This window comes from Sphingobium limneticum, from assembly GCF_008710155.1.
GTDB lineage: Bacteria > Pseudomonadota > Alphaproteobacteria > Sphingomonadales > Sphingomonadaceae > Sphingobium > Sphingobium limneticum.
Genome location: NZ_VYPZ01000001.1, coordinates 534,798 through 553,005 on the forward strand (window position 1 = coordinate 534,798; position 18,208 = coordinate 553,005).

Annotated in this window: 14 protein-coding genes; 2 read left to right on the forward strand and 12 right to left on the reverse strand. The window is 62.2% G+C overall.

Features of this window, described 5'->3' with window-relative positions; translation table 11 throughout:
* Positions 1-15 precede the first annotated feature (15 nt).
* Both F4U94_RS02060 and F4U94_RS02065 read right to left on the reverse strand, forming a co-directional pair.
* Positions 16-462 (reverse strand): Lrp/AsnC family transcriptional regulator, encoded by a 447-nt coding sequence (locus F4U94_RS02060; RefSeq protein WP_120252991.1) that lies wholly within the window; start codon positions 460-462, stop codon positions 16-18.
* On the reverse strand, positions 463-2,385 hold the full coding sequence (locus F4U94_RS02065) for an isoaspartyl peptidase/L-asparaginase (protein WP_120252990.1): 1,923 nt from the start codon (positions 2,383-2,385) through the stop codon (positions 463-465).
* A 168-nt stretch (positions 2,386-2,553) separates the two neighbouring features.
* Between F4U94_RS02065 and F4U94_RS02070 the strand changes: the two genes are divergently transcribed.
* Positions 2,554-5,346: a TonB-dependent receptor plug domain-containing protein gene (locus F4U94_RS02070; RefSeq protein ID WP_120253540.1), complete on the forward strand. Its 2,793-nt coding sequence runs from the start codon at positions 2,554-2,556 to the stop codon at positions 5,344-5,346.
* A 21-nt stretch (positions 5,347-5,367) separates the two neighbouring features.
* Here the strand turns inward: F4U94_RS02070 and F4U94_RS02075 are convergent, their stop codons facing one another.
* The 7 genes from F4U94_RS02075 to F4U94_RS02105 form a co-directional block, all read right to left on the reverse strand.
* Entirely contained in the window at positions 5,368-6,336 is a 969-nt protein-coding gene (locus F4U94_RS02075) for a transporter (RefSeq protein WP_120252989.1), read from the reverse strand.
* A gap of 63 nt (positions 6,337-6,399) precedes the next feature.
* Positions 6,400-8,004: an inorganic phosphate transporter gene (locus F4U94_RS02080; protein ID WP_120252988.1), complete on the reverse strand. Its 1,605-nt coding sequence runs from the start codon at positions 8,002-8,004 to the stop codon at positions 6,400-6,402.
* A 125-nt stretch (positions 8,005-8,129) separates the two neighbouring features.
* The gene (locus F4U94_RS02085; protein WP_120252987.1) at positions 8,130-8,624 is read right to left on the reverse strand and encodes a Csu type fimbrial protein; all 495 of its coding nucleotides are present in this window, start codon (positions 8,622-8,624) and stop codon (positions 8,130-8,132) included.
* An 11-nt stretch (positions 8,625-8,635) separates the two neighbouring features.
* The gene (locus tag F4U94_RS02090; RefSeq protein WP_249042015.1) at positions 8,636-10,942 is read right to left on the reverse strand and encodes a fimbria/pilus outer membrane usher protein; all 2,307 of its coding nucleotides are present in this window, start codon (positions 10,940-10,942) and stop codon (positions 8,636-8,638) included.
* The gene (locus tag F4U94_RS02095; protein ID WP_120253539.1) at positions 10,923-11,666 is read right to left on the reverse strand and encodes a fimbrial biogenesis chaperone; all 744 of its coding nucleotides are present in this window, start codon (positions 11,664-11,666) and stop codon (positions 10,923-10,925) included. Before F4U94_RS02095 ends, F4U94_RS02090 begins: the two co-directional genes overlap by 20 nt.
* Before the next feature lie 26 nt (positions 11,667-11,692).
* Positions 11,693-12,190 carry a Csu type fimbrial protein gene (locus tag F4U94_RS02100; protein WP_120253538.1) on the reverse strand — a complete coding sequence of 166 codons (498 nt, stop codon included), beginning with the start codon at positions 12,188-12,190 and terminating at the stop codon, positions 11,693-11,695.
* Positions 12,191-12,343: 153 nt separating this feature from the next.
* Complete coding sequence (locus F4U94_RS02105) at positions 12,344-12,700, reverse strand: hypothetical protein (RefSeq protein WP_120252986.1); 357 nt, start codon at positions 12,698-12,700, stop codon at positions 12,344-12,346.
* 201 nt (positions 12,701-12,901) lie between these two features.
* Here F4U94_RS02105 and F4U94_RS02110 point away from each other — a divergent pair, with 201 nt between their 5' ends.
* On the forward strand, positions 12,902-13,918 hold the full coding sequence (locus F4U94_RS02110; protein WP_120252985.1) for an LLM class flavin-dependent oxidoreductase: 1,017 nt from the start codon (positions 12,902-12,904) through the stop codon (positions 13,916-13,918).
* A gap of 12 nt (positions 13,919-13,930) precedes the next feature.
* On the opposite strand, the gene F4U94_RS02115 is transcribed toward F4U94_RS02110, so the two are convergent.
* The 3 genes from F4U94_RS02115 to F4U94_RS02125 are packed head-to-tail and all read right to left on the reverse strand — an operon-like array spanning position 13,931 to position 17,990.
* On the reverse strand, positions 13,931-14,866 hold the full coding sequence (locus F4U94_RS02115) for a diguanylate cyclase (RefSeq protein ID WP_120252984.1): 936 nt from the start codon (positions 14,864-14,866) through the stop codon (positions 13,931-13,933).
* Complete coding sequence (locus tag F4U94_RS02120) at positions 14,863-17,685, reverse strand: response regulator (protein ID WP_232016217.1); 2,823 nt, start codon at positions 17,683-17,685, stop codon at positions 14,863-14,865. Before F4U94_RS02120 ends, F4U94_RS02115 begins: the two co-directional genes overlap by 4 nt.
* Positions 17,682-17,990: a hypothetical protein gene (locus F4U94_RS02125; protein ID WP_120252982.1), complete on the reverse strand. Its 309-nt coding sequence runs from the start codon at positions 17,988-17,990 to the stop codon at positions 17,682-17,684. The genes F4U94_RS02120 and F4U94_RS02125 overlap by 4 nt, the downstream gene beginning before the upstream one ends.
* Between the last annotated feature and the right edge of the window lie 218 nt (positions 17,991-18,208).

Here is an 18,208-nt window from a genome sequence, read left to right on the forward strand (position 1 = left end):
CGACGGAGCGGGACGTCAACGCTCCAGCTTCGTCGCCAGCAGCACCAGGGTGGTCGTCTTTTCGATGCCGTCCAGCTGGCCGATATCGTCGATGATGTCGTTGAGTTCGGCCCCGCCCTCCGCCTCCAGCACGGCGATGATGTCATATTCGCCACTGATGGCATGGATGGCCTGAACATCGTCGATGCGCATGAGGGCGCTTTCCACGTCGCGGCGATAGCGGGGAAGCGTTTTGATCATCATATGCGCGCGCATGCGGCTGGCGGAAAATTGGGTGCCGAGGCGGATCGTGTAGCCCGCCACGATCCCCTCTTCTTCCAGCCGGGCGATACGCGAATAGAGATGGCCTCGCGATACGCCCAATTCCTTGGCTAGTTGAGCGATAGGCTGGCGTGAATCCCGTCGCAGCAGCGCCAGCAGCCGCTCATCCACCTCGTCCAGGCGTGGGCCACCATGGGGCATTTAATTGCTCATGGCTTCATCCGCGAACATCGCGATCTGGGGCGTCGTGCCCGCCGAAATGCGGCCACGATACATGCCAAGGTCGTTGATGGCGAAGGCCGGAACACCATCGACGCCCATGGCGATCAGGCCGCCATCGCCGCCGATTGCACCGACCGCGTCTATGGTCGATTGCGCGGCATCGGCCAGCGTCTGGCCATGCCAGGCGACGCGGTCACACAGCTGGCGCGCAGCGCTTTCCCGTATGAAATATTCGCCCGACCCGGTGGCCGAGACGGCGCACTGGCCATTTTTGGCGTAGGTGCCCGCTCCAATGATGGGGGAGTCGCCGACCCGGCCCCAGCGCTTGCCGGTCATGCCGCCGGTCGATGTCGCCGCCGCCAGATTGCCCTGCTGGTCCAGCGCCACCGCGCCGACGGTGCCAAACAAATGGGTGCGATCGACTGCTGCGGCTTGTTTCCTGCGCCAGGCGAGCAGTTGCTGCCAGCGTTCGTTCGTCTTGAAATAAGCGGGGTCGACCTGTTCCAACCCCTGTTCGACCGAGAAGCGGTCGGCGCCCGGCCCGGCCAGCATGACATGGCGGCTCTTGTCCATCACCGCGCGGGCCAGATCCACCGGATGGCGGGTGCGGGTAACGCCGGCGACAGCGCCCGCCTTGAGCGTTGCGCCGTCCATGATCGCGGCATCCAGTTCGTTGCGTCCTTCTGCCGTGAAGACCGCGCCACGACCGGCATTGAATAGGGGGTTATCCTCCAGCACACGCACCGCCGCTTCGACGGCATCGAGCGAAGTGCCGCCTTTATCGAGGACGGCACCACCGGCGCGGAGTGCAGAGTCCAAGCCAGCGCGATAGGCCTTTTCCTTTTCGGGCGAGAGGGTGGCGCGTTCGATCACGCCCGCCCCGCCATGGATAGCCAGCGACCAGCGGGGCGGCTGCGCCACTTTGCCGCCCTGCGCGCTGTAGATGCGCTCGAACAGGGGGCGATCGACCGTGCCCTGCGGCAGGTGCAGGACGGAGTTGGCGCCGATGCCCGTCACCTTGATGCGGGCGACGTTGAGCGGGCCTTTGGGATCGAGGCCGCGCAGGCTGCTGCCATCGACCAGCCAGGCGCCGCCATCCGGCGCGGTGGCGTAGATATGGCTGCTGCCGTCCGGTTCGACGGCCAGCGCAGCGCTTTCATCGACGCCAAGGCCGAGCATGGCGGGCTGATCGGTGGGGCGGCCCGCCTGTGCCTTCGCGACGAAGGCGAAGAGGCGGCCGAGGCGATCGCGTTCCTTGAAATGGGTGTCGGTGACGATGCCCTTGAGCAACGAGAGATGCAGGAAGTCGCCCTCGATCGTATTGGCGGGACCGAAGGGGGCGGCCAGCGCTTCGGGGCTGGTGATACTGCCATCGTCCATCGCGCCATAAAGCTTCTCGCCCAGCATGGCGAGGCCGGCGCTGGTTCCCGCGATCGGCTTGCCCGCAGCGACATGAGCGTCGAGCAATGCGGCGACGGGCGTGCCCTTCCAGAAGCGGACATAGCGGGCCTGGTCGCCGCCGGCGATGAAGATGCCGTCGGCCCGTTTCAGGCTGGCGAGGATCTTGGGATCGGTGGCGGCGGCGCGGTTGGTGAAGACGAAGGTTTCGGCGGACTGGATGCCGCCCAGTTCGCGGAAAAATTCCTCGCCGATCTGCCCCTCCTGCGAGGCGCGCAGGATGACGATATGGCCATGGCCCGCCTTGGCGAAGAACCATTGCATGGCGTCGTGATTGCGATCGCCCCCGCCCATCAGCAGCAGCCCTCCCGACACCGGATCGGGCGTGGGCGTGGTCAGTTTGCCAAGGCGATAATGGCGATAGCCCGCCTCCTTCGCCTGGGCTGTCACCATGGTGGTCGCCAGAGCGGCGAACGCGATCAAGGCCTTCAGCCTGCGCCGCATATCAATCTCCTTCACTCGATATGCGCATTTTCATGTCACATATTGTCCACAGCGCAAAACAATATGTTCCTGACGGCCATCAGTCTGATTGAAACGGAAAGCCGTTTCTGTTGTAATATGCAGAAATATGGGGACATGCGGCATTTGGGGCCGCGAACAGGGGGTTATATGCGGTTGTCGGGAACGATACGTCTGGCGCTGGGGCTGGGATGCAGCCTGCCGGCGCTGATGGGTGGCGCGATGGCACAGACGGCCGCTGAGCCAAGTGGAGAGAGCGAGATCATCGTCACCGGATCGCGCATTCCCCGCGCCGCGCAGGAAGGACCGGCGCCGGTCACGACCATTACCGCCGACACGATCCGCGCCAACGGCTATACCAGCGTACCCGACATCCTGCGCGCCGTGACGCAAAATGGAGGCGAGACGCAAAGCCAGCAAAGCTTCAGCGGCGCCAGCTTCACGCCCGGCGCGCAGCAGGTCGATCTGCGCGGGCTTGGTCCCAATCATACGCTGGTGCTGGTCAATGGCCGTCGCATCGCCGACTTCCCCCTGCCCTTCAATGGGCGCAGCAACTTCACCGACGTGTCCAACATTCCGCTGGGCCTGATCGAACAGGTCGAAGTGCTGAGTGGCAGCGCGTCGGCCATTTACGGGTCGGACGCGATCGCGGGCGTCATCAACTTCAAGCTGAAGGACAAGGTCGACGGCACGACGCTCGACTATCGCCATGGCCGCACCGAACATGGCGGCGGCGCGTCGCACCGCATCACTGCGACGACGGGCTGGTCGAACGATCGCTTCCACATCGTCGCGGGCGCGGAATATCTGCTGCAAAAGCCTCTCTGGGCCTATCAGCGCAAGATACAGGACAGTACGGCGGACAATCCCGATACCGCCGTACCGCTCGCCCGGCGCACCTTTCTGCGCTACAATCCCGACGCCGACGAATATGTCGATCCGGGCGCGGCGACCTGTGGTGCGCTTTCCTATCTGAATGGCGGGTCCACCTATTATGCCTCGCGCCCGCGCTACGGCGCCTTTGACGATGCGCTCGATGATTATGGTCCGGGCTATTTCTGCGGCAGCAACACGTCGATCGGTTACGGCACGGTTATTTCCCGACGCGAAGGCTTCAACAGTTTTGCGTCGGCCGGCTATGAATTGTCGGACGCGGCACAATTGTTCGTCGATGCGCAGTTCGGCATCAGTAAGGTGGCGTTGCTGTCCGACGTGCTGAGCTGGGGCTATCAGAATAGTTCGGGCAGCAGCGACACGACCTTCTACAATAGTTTCGATGGGCAGCTGGACGATTGGTATCGCCAGTTCACGCCGGAGGAGTCGGGCGGCTTCGGCAATGTCATGACCCGCAACCGGCAGCAGACCTTCAGCATCACGCCGGGGATCAAGGGCAGCTTCGCCGACAAATGGTCCTATGAGCTGTCCTACAACCACAGCGAATATAAGGCGAAGGTCAAATTCCCGCAAATCATCGCGGCGAAGGCGAACGCCCTGTTCCTGGGCGCGCAGCAGGGCGTGGACGAGGATAGCGGCTATCCCATCTTCAACGCCGACCCGGCCCGGCTCTACACGCCGCTGACCAAGGCGGAATATGACAGTATCGCCGTCTACAGCGTCTATAATCCCAAGAGCTGGACCGATAACGTCTCCGCCACATTGACCAGCACCGAATTGTTCAGCCTGCCGGCCGGCCCGGTCGGCTTCGCCGCAGTCGGCGAAATCGGCAAGCAGGGATACGACCTCAATCCCGATCCGCTGGCGCTGACCGACTATTATTATGGGCTGAAGGACAGCGCAGGCAAGGGCAAGCGGAGCCATTGGGCGCTGGGCGGGGAACTCCGCGTGCCAGTGACGAGCTTCCTCCAATTGTCGGGCGCGGCGCGTTTCGACCATTTCCGCTTTGCGGGCAATGGCATCGGCAAGTTCACCTATAATGGGGGCGCGGAATTGCGGCCGACCAGCACATTGTTGCTGAGGGCTGCTTACGGCACCAGCTTCCGCGCGCCCGACCTGCATTATGTCTTTACCGGGCCGGGCAACACTCATCCGTCAGCGACCGACTATTATAGCTGCCGCACCGAGGAGCCGGACGAGGATCTGGGCGATTGCAGCTATGCCGGCGAAGGCATCGTCGCCCAGCGCAACGGCAATCGCACGCTCAAGCCGGAAACGGCGAAGTCGTTGAATGCCGGCATCGTCTGGTCGCCGTCGCGCCATTTCGACGTGTCGGTCGACTATTTCCGCGTGTCGCTCTCCAACCAGGTGCAGGATCTGGATATCGACACATTGTTGCGCGACGAAGCGGATTGCCGGATCGGTACGACCATGGGTGGTGCGGCGGTCGATATCAATTCGCCCACCTGCCAGGATGCGATCACGCGCGTCCATCGCTTTACCGGCGGCGTCAACGAAGGCTATCTGGACTCCGTGTCGATCAACCCGATCAACATCGCGCATGAAAAGACCAGCGGCATCGACATCGCCGTGCATGGTAGCGTGCCGACCGGCTTTGGCGAGTTCAGCCTGTCGGTGGCGCATACCCATGTATTCGACCACAAGTTCCGCCAATATCCGGACGATGCGTCGATCAACAAGCTGGCCGCGACCAGCGGCTATTATATTCCGCGCGACAAGAGCACGGCCAGCATCACCTGGGCGGTCGAGGGGCTGAAATGGACGCTGGAAGGTGGGCGCTTGGGCAAGCTGCCCAATTATGACGAGAACGCCTATATCAAGGCGAGCTACCTGTTCAATTCGACGCTGCAATATGATTTCACCGATCATCTGCGCGGGTCGCTGTCGGTCACCAACCTGCTGGATCGCAAGCCGGTGAAGGACAGAACTTATGCCGCCTATCCCTATTATGACATCAGCTGGTTCGACAGTGTGGGTCGCAGCATGTTCATGCAGCTGACCTATAAGCTGGGTGGATCGGCGCTTTGATCTAGCGGAAGGATTTGGGGTTCATCTTCGCATGAACCCCATCTGCCGCAGTAGCCAATAGGTGACACCGGCCGCCCCGCCGGCGATAAGGGTCGCTAGCAATGTGCCATGCGGCCCTTCCGCCAGCGGCATGCCGCCGGTGTTCATGCCGAAAAGGCCCGTCACCAATGTCGCGGGCAGCATCAGCGCGGTGACGATGGAGAGGATGTAGAGATTCTGGTTGGTGCGTTGCGCCGCCTGAATATCCACTTCGTCACGGAGCAGGCGCAACTGCCCCTGTACACCCAATATGTCGGCGTCGACCGCCTGTAATCGCTGGGCCAGCTTCTCCACCGTGGGGAGCAGGATTTCAGGCAGTTCTTCATCCTCCTCCAGCCGCTGGAACACGCCACGCATGCCGGTCAGCAACCGGTGGATCTGGGCAAGACGGCGGCGGATGCGGATCAAGTCGCGCGGTTCGGGTGGGTAATGGCCATCGAGAAAGGCATCCTCGGCGCTCTGAACATCATGGCTGAGCGTACGGGCGATTTCCGCGATATTGGCGGTCATCGCGCCAACCAGCAGGTCCAGCGCCTGACCGGGGCCGTTGACCGTCGCGCCACCGCCGCGCTCCAGCCGGCTGCGGGCGATATCGGCCGATCGCAAGGGATGCAGCCGCGTCGTCAGCATCAGCGTCGGCGTCAGCGCGATGCGCAGCGCGCCAATCCGGTCGGTATCGGCGACATCGAAATCGCGTTCGAAATCATGCAGGACGCAGCCTACGCTGTCCCCGTCCACCAGCGCGCGTTGATGCGTATCGGGCGCCAGCAGCAGGTCGCGTATCTGCGGCGAAAGTTGATCGGCGGTGGCGATCCATTGTCGTGTGCCATGGTCGGCCAGGTTCAGGTGCAGCCAGCGAAACCGGCCGCCTGTCTCTGAATCGCAGCGGGCGACGGGGCTTGTGCTGCCGTCGCCCGCAAAGTCTAGTCCCCAGATCAGGCCAGGCCCCATGCCCTAGACGGGCACGGGAACCTGGAAAAGGGGATTGGGCTCGAATGTCGTATGCCGCTCCCGTCAGAAAATCTGGGAAAAGAGCATGTAGAGGCCGCCCGCCAGCGCGATCGACACCGGCAGGGTCAGCACCCAGGCCATCAGCAGGTTGCGGATGGTGCTCATTTGCAGACCCGACCGGTTGGCCGCCATCGTTCCGGCCACGCCGGACGAAAGGACATGGGTGGTCGACACCGGCAGGCCCAGATGGTCCGCACCGAAGATGGTGCCCATCGCGACCAGTTCGGCCGAAGCACCCTGCGCATAGGTGAGGTGCGACTTGCCGATCTTCTCACCCACTGTGACGACGATCCGCTTCCAGCCGACCATCGTGCCCAGCCCCAGCGCGAAAGCGACGGCAACCTTCACCCAGGTCGGGATGAAGCGAGTGCCGGCGTCGAGCGATTTTTTGTAGGTCGCCAGCGTTTCATTATTCGCGTCAGTCAGATGGGCTTCCTTGTCTTTGCCAAGTCGCTTGATCGCTTCTGACGCCATATACATGTCGTTGCGGATATTGCTGACGGCGGCGGCGGGCACCTGCGCCAGCGAGCCATATACCGCGACCTGACGATCGACATCGCGGATGACGGTAGCAAGGCCGGGAATGGTGGTGTCCGACAGCTTCTTGTCGGCGATATAGGTGGTGACGGCCTTGCGCGCGGCGACGATATCTCTGCCCCCGGCCGGGGCGGTACCCAACACATTGGCGGCGGCGACGCTGTTCTGATGGAATTCGATCGTATAGCGTTCCGGCACGGCGCGGTTGAGCGCATAGGCGGTGGGGACGGTGCCGATCAGGATCAGCATGATCAGGCCCATGCCCTTCTGTCCGTCATTGGAGCCATGTGCGAAGCTGACACCGGTGCAGGTGAAGATCAGCAGCGCGCGGATCCACAGCGGCGGCGGCACGCCATCCTTGGGTTCCTGATACAGCTCTTCCTTGCGGATCAGAACCTTCATGGCGATGAACAGCAGAGCCGCGACGCCGAAGCCGATCAGCGGCGAGACGAGCAGCGCCTGCCCGATTTCGGTGGCCTTGCTCCAATCGACGCCGGCCGTGCCGCTCTTGCCATGCATCATGGCATTGGCGACGCCGACGCCGATGATCGAGCCGATCAGCGTGTGTGAGGAGGAGGAAGGGATGCCCAGCCACCAGGTGGCGAGGTTCCACAGGATCGCCGCGATCAGCAGCGCGAACACCATGGCGAAGCCTGCGTTCGAGCCGACCTGAAGGATCAGTTCGACGGGCAGCAGCGACACGATGCCAAAGGCGACCGCGCCGGTCGACAGCAGCACGCCGAGGAAATTGAAGAAACCGGACCACACCACCGCGACATTGGCGGGCATGGCGTTAGTGTAGATCACCGTCGCTACCGCATTGGCGGTGTCATGGAAACCGTTCACGAATTCGAAGCCCAATGCGATCAGCAGGGCGATGAACAGGAGGATGAAGGGCAGATAGGTGGTCGCCTGCACCCCGGCCGAACTGGCGTCGGCATAGATGCTGTAGGCGACATAGATCAGTGCTGTCAGGATGGCGGCGCCGAAGCCGATGGTGCCGACCAGCCCCAATCCTTTATCGAGATCGGGCCTGCCGGGGCTGCCCTCCATGGCTATGGTCGCGTTCATCCGAATCGTCTCCCCCTGTTCGGGCAAAATGTGAATGAATTCTTGCTAGGCTGCGTCCGTGACAGCTTAGTTGCAGCGCATAGATGGATGGACAGGATAGTTGGAACGGAGAAAGGCCGCAGAAATCAGAAAACGATCGTGACGAGGATGGTGTCGGCATAGCTGCCGGGCGCGACATTCTGACCCGCAGGCGCCCGTCCGTAGACGGTTGTGGTCTGATCGACGCCCAACAAGGCCGCAAATGTGTTGGTGACAGACAGTGAACCGCCGGTTCCGTCACCCCAGATCTGGTTGCGCGCGTTGCTGGTGTAGAGGTTGTAATGCAGGGTCGATGCGCCGCTGGTCATCGTGCGTTGGGCGTAGGTAGGGGATGATCCCCGACTGAGCTGGATCGTGTAACTGCCAGCCAATGCCAGCACCAGACTGCAACGGACCCGCACAGTGCCCGAACTGTCATTATCCGTCACCGCGACCGGATTATAACTGCCGAAATCCACGCCGGTCGCTGACACGGTGCAGGTGCACAGGGCCAGTATGTCACAGGCGGCCTGCGCCGGCGCCGGCATGGCCAATGCCGCAAACGGCAGCATGATGATGCTGAGATAGACGCGGATGCCCATCCTGTTCCTCCTCACCGCACGCATGGCAGCGGCCCTATAGTGGGTAGCACCTGATCGGGCAGGGCGTCGAGCCTGACATGGCAGGGCCCGCCGGCCGCATCCACGGTCAGGACCATGCCGGCGTGGAGATTTTGCAAGAAAACTTCCCCTTCGTTGCCGACGAACGATTTTTCCGCACCGGACGACACGCCACTCCCCGCCTCCACCGGCTTGCCGTCGGGCATGACGACGATGATGGTCCCGGGATGCTCCTGGATCGCGACGAAGCGCGCGTTGACCGCGCCGCGATAGCGCGGCACCACCAGCAGTTGATCCTCCGGCATGCGCACGTCGATAGGTATGTCCGCCGCGGAAATGCTGAGCCGATTGACTTCATAGGGGCGCAGGTCAGGGATGATCGCCGTGCCGCGCGCGTTGGTGCGCCCGACAAGCCGGTTTTCCTGATAGACGCGCACATCCGCCTGATCGGGCACGCGCACCACTGCAAAACCGCTTTCCATCTGGCGCGTCGGGAATAGGGCGCCGTCGGCAATCAGCAGGCCACCGCGCCCCGTGACGCGCATACCGGTCTGGCCGCCCGCGTGATCGACCTGAGCGGTCATTTCCCCCACATCGCCGCGCCACTGGGCCTCTGCCTGCTGGCGCCCGTTATTGCCGGTGGAATTGGCGAGGCGATACCCCCAGCCTCCGCTGACCGGTGGTGTGCCGCGCACCTCGGCACGGGTGCCGTCCGTTCCTGCCTGAAGATAGGCGCTGCTCCGAGGGCCGAAGGGCACCGTCAGATTGAAGCCCAGGCTGGTATCGCGACCGGTTTCCGAAAAACGGCTGTGGATCGCATAGACGCTGACAAAGGCCCGGTCGCGCACCGAAAGGCTGTAATTGCCGGACAGCACTTGCGCCCGTTGGCCGTCGGCATAAGTCAGGCTGGTATAGGATAGGCCTGCGGTGCCCATTCGTCCGAAGGTTATGCCGCCTGCGGCCTGTATCTGTTCGACGATCCGTTCGGATTCCCGTTCGACGCCGATTTCTCGATAGTCGCGGCTGGCGCGCTGATAGCTGAACGCCACATTCCAGGTCGGCCCATTGCGCGCGAAGGCGGCGCGATAGAGAAAGCCCTGCCCCTTCACGCCATGAGAACTGGCGGCGGCCAAGCTGAATTCGCCGAACGGTACCATCACCATGGTGATCCCCCCGCCCGCCATCTGCGTGTCGCCGCTCGCCTCCGCCCGCCCTTCGACCGTGATCCAGTCGGTCAGACCCCGGCGATAGGTGCCCGCAACGAAGGGGTCGGCATAGCGAAAGCTGCGCAAGCCGTAATCGCGCCGTTCAGCCCCGGCTTCAGCCGACCAGGCAGAGAGACCGGCCCGCAACAGACGGCTGCTGACATAATAAGAGGATTTGACCCGCCGCTCTATGCCCAGCGGATCGCGGATCACCAGCGTCACCTCCCCCGCGCCGGTGACGAGCGGCACCTGGTTGATCGAAAATGGACCCTGATCCACGTCGGTCTGGAAACGCTGGGTGCCGTTGACCAGCAGTTCCACATTGGACGGCACGGCAGCGCTGCCCGCCAATGAGGGCGTCGGAAAGGTGAGCAGGCTGGGCTGCAGCGCGAATTCGGTACCGATGCGCACGCCGCCGAAGCGGACCTGACGCGACCAGTCGCGCGCGTCGGTCACGCTGTCGCCTATCACCAGCCGCGTCAGATTGACCGGATCGTCGCGCATATAATAGCTGTCGAGCCGCGTCGCCCGACCATAGACGGTGCCGTTGCCCAACAACATGCTGTTCGACACCACGCCCCAATCGTCGGACATGCCCGTTTCGACGAAGGCGCCGACCCGCATCTTGTCGACATAGTCGATCGACAGATTATAGTTGAAGAAGGCCGCAAAGGCACTGTCGGTCGGTTGGGGCAAGGCCTGCGCAGCCGTGACCCGGTTTGCGAGAAAGGCAGCGGGCGGCGCGATGAGTTTGAGGGATTGCTGCAATTCGTCGAACGCCACCGCCACGCCACCGACCGACGCCAGCGGCGCGAACCGCTCGCCATCCAGTAAAATCGGATCGACCGAGGGCAGACGAAGGCGCCACGTGGTCAGATCGTCGATGCGGACGAAAAAGGCGTCGCCGCGCCGCGCGACCAGATAGGTGTCGGGTTGCGGCTGGCCATTGATGCTGACGGACACGAGGAGCATGGCCAGCCCCGGATCAGATGTCTTGGGCAAGCCAGCGGGAGCGGGCTCCTCGGACCGGGCGATACCGCCGGTGCCAAGGATGCCGAGCAATAGCAGCGCCGCCCTAACGGTCCCCGTCGCCATGCGATCCCGCCTGGCTGACGAGATTGACGGACAGTCGCTGCGTATCGCTGGTGGCGTCCAGAACCAGCTTCTCGCCGGCCCCGAGCATGCCGGTGGTGTCGAGCAGGAAGTTGCGGGTCGCGCCCGGCAGGATGTAGACGGATTCCTGTCGTGTGGTCAGCGCTGACCCGTCCGCGCGCTTGATGTCGATCCGGTTGAGATGGACATGCGCGCCGCCCGTGTTGCGAACGACGACCGAAAGCTGCCGGTTGCCGGCCGCAGACACCTGCCAATCGAGCGAGGGCTGAGCGCCCGGCGCCGGCACGAAGATGGGAATGCTGACGCGCAGCAAGGTGCGCACTTCACCGGGCGCCAACGGACGCTCGGTCGGGATTTCCTCCAGGAAGATACGATAGCTTTTCTCGGTCGCGCCGGCGGTGGTGCGCAGACCGAAACGCGCGATCTGCTGCGCGCCGGCGGCGACTTCGAACAAGGGCGGGTTGGCGAGGATATCGCGCGTATCCTCGAACAGATCCTGGCCGTTTTCCTGCCGCCAGGCGACGACCCGCACCTGCATGCGAGCCAGCGCGTCGCTGCTGTTTTCAATCGTCATCGTCTGAACGGGCGTCTTCCCGTCCAGCTGGATCAGTACCGGATAGATTTTCAGCGTCGTGGCGTGGGCGGTCGCCGGCACTGCCAGCGCGATCAACGCCGCTATCGCGCCGCGCAGAAGAAGATGTCGCATGCCCGCGTTCGCCACGAACCGTCCCGTCAATAGACGACGTTGACGGTGATCGTGTCGCTATAGGAGCCGATCGGCACGTTCTGGCCGGCCGCGATGCGGCCATAGACGGTCAGCGTGGTCGCCCCCACAGGCGCCGTAGCGGCGACCGTATCGGTGCTCGGCGTGTTGCCCCAATTGGTCGTGCGACCGGTTTCCTGATAGAGCGCATAGTTCAACAGATTGGCGCCGTTCGACATTTTACGCGTCGTGACGGTCGCGCCGGATGCCGTGCCCTGCGTCAGGCCGACGGTATAGGATGTGCCCACCGTGCAGAGCACCGACAAGGTCGACGTGGCATCGTTCGGAGAAGAAGCGGTCGGATCATAATTGCCAAAAGCAAGCGGCGTGGCCGATACTACGCATGCCTTGATGACGGTGGCGGTCACGGGAAAAGTCGTAGTTGCAGTGGCGGCCATGGCATTGCTACCGGTCGCGATCGTCAGCGGAACGGCAAAGAGTGCCGCAACTAGTCGGGAACGGGTCATCATACTCTCCGAGCTCAGCATGTTTTGCTGCGGAAAGTATCGCCCCAGAGAGTTAACGGAACCTTACTTTTATTTTTAGACTTTCGTCGAATCAGCCAAAATTGATCTATACGTCAAATATAAGATCGTAATGCACAGATGATTTCTCGACCTCTAGAATTCATATTCGACGACCGTATTGCGCGATGCAGATACCTGATCATATGAAGATGTATCGGCAACAACAAGTTGCGACAAATTTTCTGATACTTTCTTGCGAATGTTCGTATGACAGATATTTTTACTGTCGCGATCCGATATCAGGCAAGGCTTGACGACTATAGCTCCAACGGTCATCGCCGATTTTGCGGGCACCTGCGCCCATGCCGCAGGCATCGGCATGGCAATCGCCGGGCACAATATCGCCAGCAAGATGCGATGAAACACCGTGAAACCCCCAATTTGCAACTCACCGATATGCGCGACCCGGTGAACGCAGCCCCGTTCGTCGACCGATCGTATCATGTCCATTCTATCGCACTGCCCTGCCCATGGAAAGTTGAATAATCGTTATCGGGTGTACATCCCCATCCCCGCAGCAGTCAGGCTGCAAGGCGCATGAGGCGCGGTTTGGACATCCTAATGGAAACTGTCCAATTCCGATCCTGCGATTGCGCTTGGCATGGACAGACGTCAGTTCTGCAGCAACTTATGCGAATTGGAAGGCCTGAAATGAAGAAGATCGGTTTCCTGTCCTTCGGCCACTGGTCCGAAGCCCCTTATTCCGCCACCCGATCGGCGAGCGATGTCTTGCTGCAGTCGATCGACCTCGCGGTCGCCGCCGAGCAGTTGGGGCTGGATGGCGCCTATTTCCGTGTGCATCATTTCGCGCGCCAACTCTCTTCCCCCTTCCCGCTGCTGGCAGCGGTCGGCGCCAGGACGAGCCGGATCGAGATCGGTACGGGCGTGATCGATATGCGCTATGAAAATCCGCTCTACATGGTCGAGGATGCAGGGGCTGCCGACCTGATCAGCGGCGGTCGTTTGCAACTGGGGATCAGTCGTGGATCGCCCGAGCAGGTGATCGAAGGCTGGCGCCATTTCGGCTACGCCCCGCGCGATGGGCAGACCGACGCCGATATGGGCCGGCACCACGCCGAAGTATTTCTGCAATTGCTCCAGGGCGAGGGATTTGCCAAGCCCAATCCCAGCCCCATGTTCCCAAATCCGCCGGGGTTGCTGCGCCTGGAACCCCATTCGCAGGGCTTGCGCGAGCGCATCTGGTGGGGATCGGCGTCCGACGCGACCGCCATTTGGGCGGCAGAAAAGGGCATGAACCTGCAAAGCTCCACATTGAAGGCGGACGAAACCGGTGAGCCTTTCCATGTCCAGCAGGCCAGGCAGATCAGGGTTTATAAGAAGGCGTGGCAGGCCGCAGGTCATGCGCACGCACCGCGCGTGTCGGTTTCCCGGTCCATATTCGCGCTGACGAACCAGGAGGATCACGACTATTTCGGACGGGGCGACAGCAGCGACCATGTCGGCATCATCGACAATATGCGCGCCGTGTTCGGACGATCCTATGCCGCCGAACCCGATGTGCTGATCGAACAGTTGAAGGCCGACGAAGCCATTGCGGAAGCCGACACGCTATTGCTGACCGTGCCAAACCAGTTGGGCGTTGCCTATAATGCCCATGTGCTGGAGTCGATATTGACCCATGTGGCGCCGGCGCTGGGGTGGCGATAATCGCCTTGCGCTTCAGGCCGCATTGGCGGGGACGGCGTCAATGGGGCTGAATTGCTTGAGCGCTATTCGGTTTCGCCCTTCCCGCTTGGCCGAATAAAGTTGGCGGTCCGCCTCCGCGATCCAGCGCCCTATGTCGGCTCCGGCCGTGCAGCGGGCGCTGGCCACGCCGATGCTGACGGTGATGAACGGGCTGATCTGCGACATTTCATGCGGGATGTTGAGCGACTGGACCTGAAGCAGGATTTCCTGGGCCACCAGTTCGGCGCTGTGCGGATCGGTGCCGGACAGGATGCAGGCGAACTCCTCCCCGCCATAGCGGGCCGAAAGATCGCCGGCCCGTTTGACCGCGCGCGTCAATGCCGCCGCGACCATCGTGATGCAACGGTCGCCCGCAGGGTGGCCATAGGTGTCGTTGAACTGTTTGAAGAAATCGATGTCCAGCATGGCAACGGACAGCCACTCGCCGGTCCGCGCCAGCCGTGATGCTTCTGCTTCCAGCGATTTTTCGAGATGGCGGCGGTTGCTCAACCCGGTCAGCGCGTCCGTCACGGCCATCGCCGCCAGTTGATCGCGCAGGCGTTTCAATTCGACATGATTGCCCACGCGCGCGCGCAGGATCGCCGGCTGAATCGGTTTGGTGACATAGTCGATCGCCCCCAGTGCCAGCCCCCGCATCTCGTCTTCGGTATCGCCCAGCCCGGTCGTGAAGATGACGGGAATGTCGGCCAGGATGGCGTCCGACTTCAGCCTTTGGCACACCTGGAAGCCATCGAGATCGGGCATCAGCACGTCCAGCAATATCAGATCCGGTTGCGCGATCCGCGCCGTGTCCAGTGCCTGTTGTCCCGACGTCGCGAAGCAGACATCATAATCGTCCTCCAGCAGGGCGTTCATGATTTCTATGTTGGAGATTTCGTCATCGACGATCAATATTCGAGCTTTGGTCATGACAGGGTTTCCGTTTGCATGGCCGGGGCGCCGCCTTCGTCGTCGATCCAGTTCAAGGCAGCATCATAATCCAGCCGCTCCAGTGCCTTATGGACCGGGTGGCTGGTTCGCACCTGATCGGACATGCCCAATGCGTCTGCAAAGGCATGGAAACTGGCGCGCGCGCGCAAGCTGCGGCAGCGTAGCAACTCCCTGAGCGCTTCCCGCGCGGCGATCGCCTCCTCCCCCTCTACCCGCGCGGGCGATTGAGGCGAGATGGTTGCCGGTGCGACCTTCAGACTGAGTGCCGCCAGGATTGCCGGGGCGATCGCCTGCTCCAGTTCGTCGATCGCGGCCTGCGCCGGCGCATCCTGGCGATCTGCCAAGAAGCGTTCGATATCGCCCGCGATCACCTGCACATCGGCTAATCCCAACGATCCGGCCACGCCCTTCAGACTATGGGCCAGGCGCCGCGCATCGGGCAATAATCCAGTGGAGATATGGACGCGCAGATCATGCGCGACATGAGCGTAGTTGTCGCCGAAGGTGACGATCAGCTTCTGCAAAAGCGCGGCCTTGCCATTCACGCGCAATAGCGCGGCCTGAATGTCGAAGGGCGGCAAGCTTTCAGGCAATGTGCCTCCGGCGGCCTTATCGGTGATCGGAGGGACCGGTTGCGACGGCGAGGTGGGCGCTTTTAGCCAGCGATCGAGCGTTGCGACCAGCGCGGCGGGATCGACCGGCTTGGCGATATGGTCGTTCATGCCCGCATCGCGACAACGCGCCTTCTCCTCCTCATAGGCATGGGCGGTCATGGCGAGGATGGGAAGGCGATCGGCCGAATGGCTTTCGCGGATGATACGGGTAGCGGTGATGCCGTCCATCTCGGGCATCTGCACGTCCATCAGGATCGCGGCATAGGGTTCGGCCCGGTGCCGCACCATGTCGCAGGCGATCCGGCCATTTTCCGCACATTCGACAGCCAGACCCGCGTCGCCCAGCAGTTCCAGGGCGATTTCCCGATTAATATCATTATCCTCGACAAGCAGGACGCAAAGGCCCTGAAATTGTGGCGACACGCGCGGGACCGCCATCGACGCCGACATATCCTGCGCCGCATTGCCCTGATCCTGCGCGAAGATGTTCGTGATCCCTTCCAGCAGCATCGCCGGAACGAGGGGTTTTGTGAGGAAGGCTGCGACATCGCCCTCATGACCATGTTGAGCCAGCGTATCGGCATCATAAGCGGTCACGATCACGGCCTTCGGGCGCCCGGCCCGATAGACCGTCCGGCCCATCGTCTCGATCGCCTGCATCCCGTCCATGCCCGGCATTTTCCAATCGAGCAGTACGAGATCATAGGGCTTGCCCATCTCGTCGGCGGCATTGACCGCCGCCAGAGCCTCGTCGCCCGAGGCGACCAGGTCGATCATCATCCCCCAGCCGGCAAATACATCCTGCAATATCTGGCGCGACGCAGGGTTGTCATCGGCAGCCAGTACATGGAGTTGACGGATATGGTGCGGAACCGGTGCCTCCAGCGCTACCGCTTCATCGGCCCGGTCCATGCGCATCGTGCATGTGAAACTGCTGCCGCCGCCCGGCACGCTGTCGACCCGGATCGTGCCGCCCATCTGCTCCACGATCTGCCGGCAGATGGCGAGGCCAAGGCCGGTGCCACCAAAGCGGCGCGTCGTCGAACTGTCCGCCTGCGAGAAGGATTGGAAGAGCGACAATTGCTGGTCGAGGGTCATGCCGATGCCCGTGTCCCGGACCACCAGTTCCAGCATGACATGACCGCCGCTCTCTTCGGCGAGGGTCAGGCCGATGGTCACCGAACCGCCTTCCGAAAATTTGACCGCGTTGCTGAGAAGGTTGAGCGCGACCTGGCCGAAGCGCAATTCGTCGCCGGACAGGCGGTCGGGCACATCGTCCGCGATGCGGGACAGCAGCGTCACCCGCTTACCCTTGGCCGCATCCGCCACGAGGAGCACCTGATTTTCCACGGCGCGGCGCAGATCGAACGGACGCGATTCCAGCGTCAGCTTACCCGCTTCATTCTTGGAAAAGTCCAGAATATCGTTGATCAACCGAAGCAGGGACTGGCCTGCCTGATTGATCTTGCCCACATAATCCTGCTGCCGGGGGTTTAGGTCGGTCCGCAAGGCGAGGTGGCAAAAGCCCAATATGGCATTCATGGGCGTACGGATTTCATGGCTCATATTGGCAAGGAAGAGCGATTTGGCCTGACTGGCCTCTTCGGCTTCGCGCGTACGCTGTTGCAACGCCTCATTCTTGGCCAATATTTCGTCGCCCATGCGCTGGTTGCGCGCAAAACTCTCGACGAGCTTGTCGCTGAGCCAGACGAGCACGGCGGTCTGAAAAGCGACGATGCCGGCGTGAAGCAGGACACGCTCCAGATTGCCTTCGCCCGGGAACACCGCATTGGGCAGCAGATAGAGCAGAAGCACATGGTGCGCCGCGGTCGCACCCGCTGCGACCAGAATGGCGCGCCTGTCGCACCAGGCGATCGTGAGCGCCAGCATGGCGAAGAAATACATGTGCATGTCCATCTGCCATGGATGGCCGCGCAACAGCAGGAGCAGGATCGCCGGCTCCCCCATCAGGGCCACGGCGGACAGATAGCGGGTCGAGGGGCCGATCCCTTCGTGCGACCATGTCATATGATAGGCGGCTGCCAGAAAGGCGCCACCGATCGCGGCCCACAGTGGCGAGTGCCCCGTCAGCATCGCCACCGCCGCGAGCAGCGGGACATGCGCCCAGAAGAGCGGAAGCAGAAATTTGCCGAAATGGAAGCGCAACTGGTCCAATTGGGTCATGATACGGCCTTCCGGGGTGAGGGATCGAGACAGCCGCCGCGTGCAGGTGCCGCAATAGCAAGCCAGGCGCCCGCATGTCGCAGGGCGGCTGCAAAATCAGGCCGGTCGGAACCGGCAATGACGATGTTGGAAAAGCGACCGGCCTGGATGAGCCGCCCATCGGCATCACTTACCAGATTGACGGTGTCGGCCAAGCTCGTCCCTGGTGCCGCGAAGACGATATAGCGACCATCAGCATCGGCAGATGTCAGCGAAGCAATGGACAGGCCGATGATGCCGCCTGCAAAAAGGAAAAAGGCGGACATATAGGGTCTGATGCAAGATAATCGGGACGCATCGCGCATTTCGACAGGATCCCACCACCCATGATGATGGATGTGCGACGCGTTTCGCCTGTCAGAATATGCCCCCCATGTCATGATTTCGATATTTCACTATCGAAATTACTATTTTCTAAAAATATCGGCGATCTTGCGCGTCACTGGTCCAATATGGATAATTTCTTTTTAATGCTCGGCATGAT

What these genes read in the sequence shown, in the direction of transcription:
- F4U94_RS02110 (WP_120252985.1), top strand. Translation starts at nt 12,902, where the DNA reads ATGAAGAAGATCGGTTTCCTGTCCTTCGGCCACTGGTCCGAAGCCCCT.
- F4U94_RS02075 (WP_120252989.1), bottom strand. Translation starts at nt 6,336, where the DNA reads ATGGGGCCTGGCCTGATCTGGGGACTAGACTTTGCGGGCGACGGCAGC.
- F4U94_RS02065 (WP_120252990.1), bottom strand. Translation starts at nt 2,385, where the DNA reads ATGCGGCGCAGGCTGAAGGCCTTGATCGCGTTCGCCGCTCTGGCGACC.
- F4U94_RS02105 (WP_120252986.1), bottom strand. Translation starts at nt 12,700, where the DNA reads ATGGACATGATACGATCGGTCGACGAACGGGGCTGCGTTCACCGGGTC.
- F4U94_RS02090 (WP_249042015.1), bottom strand. Translation starts at nt 10,942, where the DNA reads ATGGCGACGGGGACCGTTAGGGCGGCGCTGCTATTGCTCGGCATCCTT.
- F4U94_RS02125 (WP_120252982.1), bottom strand. Translation starts at nt 17,990, where the DNA reads ATGTCCGCCTTTTTCCTTTTTGCAGGCGGCATCATCGGCCTGTCCATT.
- F4U94_RS02060 (WP_120252991.1), bottom strand. Translation starts at nt 462, where the DNA reads ATGCCCCATGGTGGCCCACGCCTGGACGAGGTGGATGAGCGGCTGCTG.
- F4U94_RS02100 (WP_120253538.1), bottom strand. Translation starts at nt 12,190, where the DNA reads ATGACCCGTTCCCGACTAGTTGCGGCACTCTTTGCCGTTCCGCTGACG.
- F4U94_RS02115 (WP_120252984.1), bottom strand. Translation starts at nt 14,866, where the DNA reads ATGACCAAAGCTCGAATATTGATCGTCGATGACGAAATCTCCAACATA.
- F4U94_RS02120 (WP_232016217.1), bottom strand. Translation starts at nt 17,685, where the DNA reads ATGACCCAATTGGACCAGTTGCGCTTCCATTTCGGCAAATTTCTGCTT.
- F4U94_RS02070 (WP_120253540.1), top strand. Translation starts at nt 2,554, where the DNA reads ATGCGGTTGTCGGGAACGATACGTCTGGCGCTGGGGCTGGGATGCAGC.
- F4U94_RS02080 (WP_120252988.1), bottom strand. Translation starts at nt 8,004, where the DNA reads ATGAACGCGACCATAGCCATGGAGGGCAGCCCCGGCAGGCCCGATCTC.
- F4U94_RS02095 (WP_120253539.1), bottom strand. Translation starts at nt 11,666, where the DNA reads ATGCGACATCTTCTTCTGCGCGGCGCGATAGCGGCGTTGATCGCGCTG.
- F4U94_RS02085 (WP_120252987.1), bottom strand. Translation starts at nt 8,624, where the DNA reads ATGGGCATCCGCGTCTATCTCAGCATCATCATGCTGCCGTTTGCGGCA.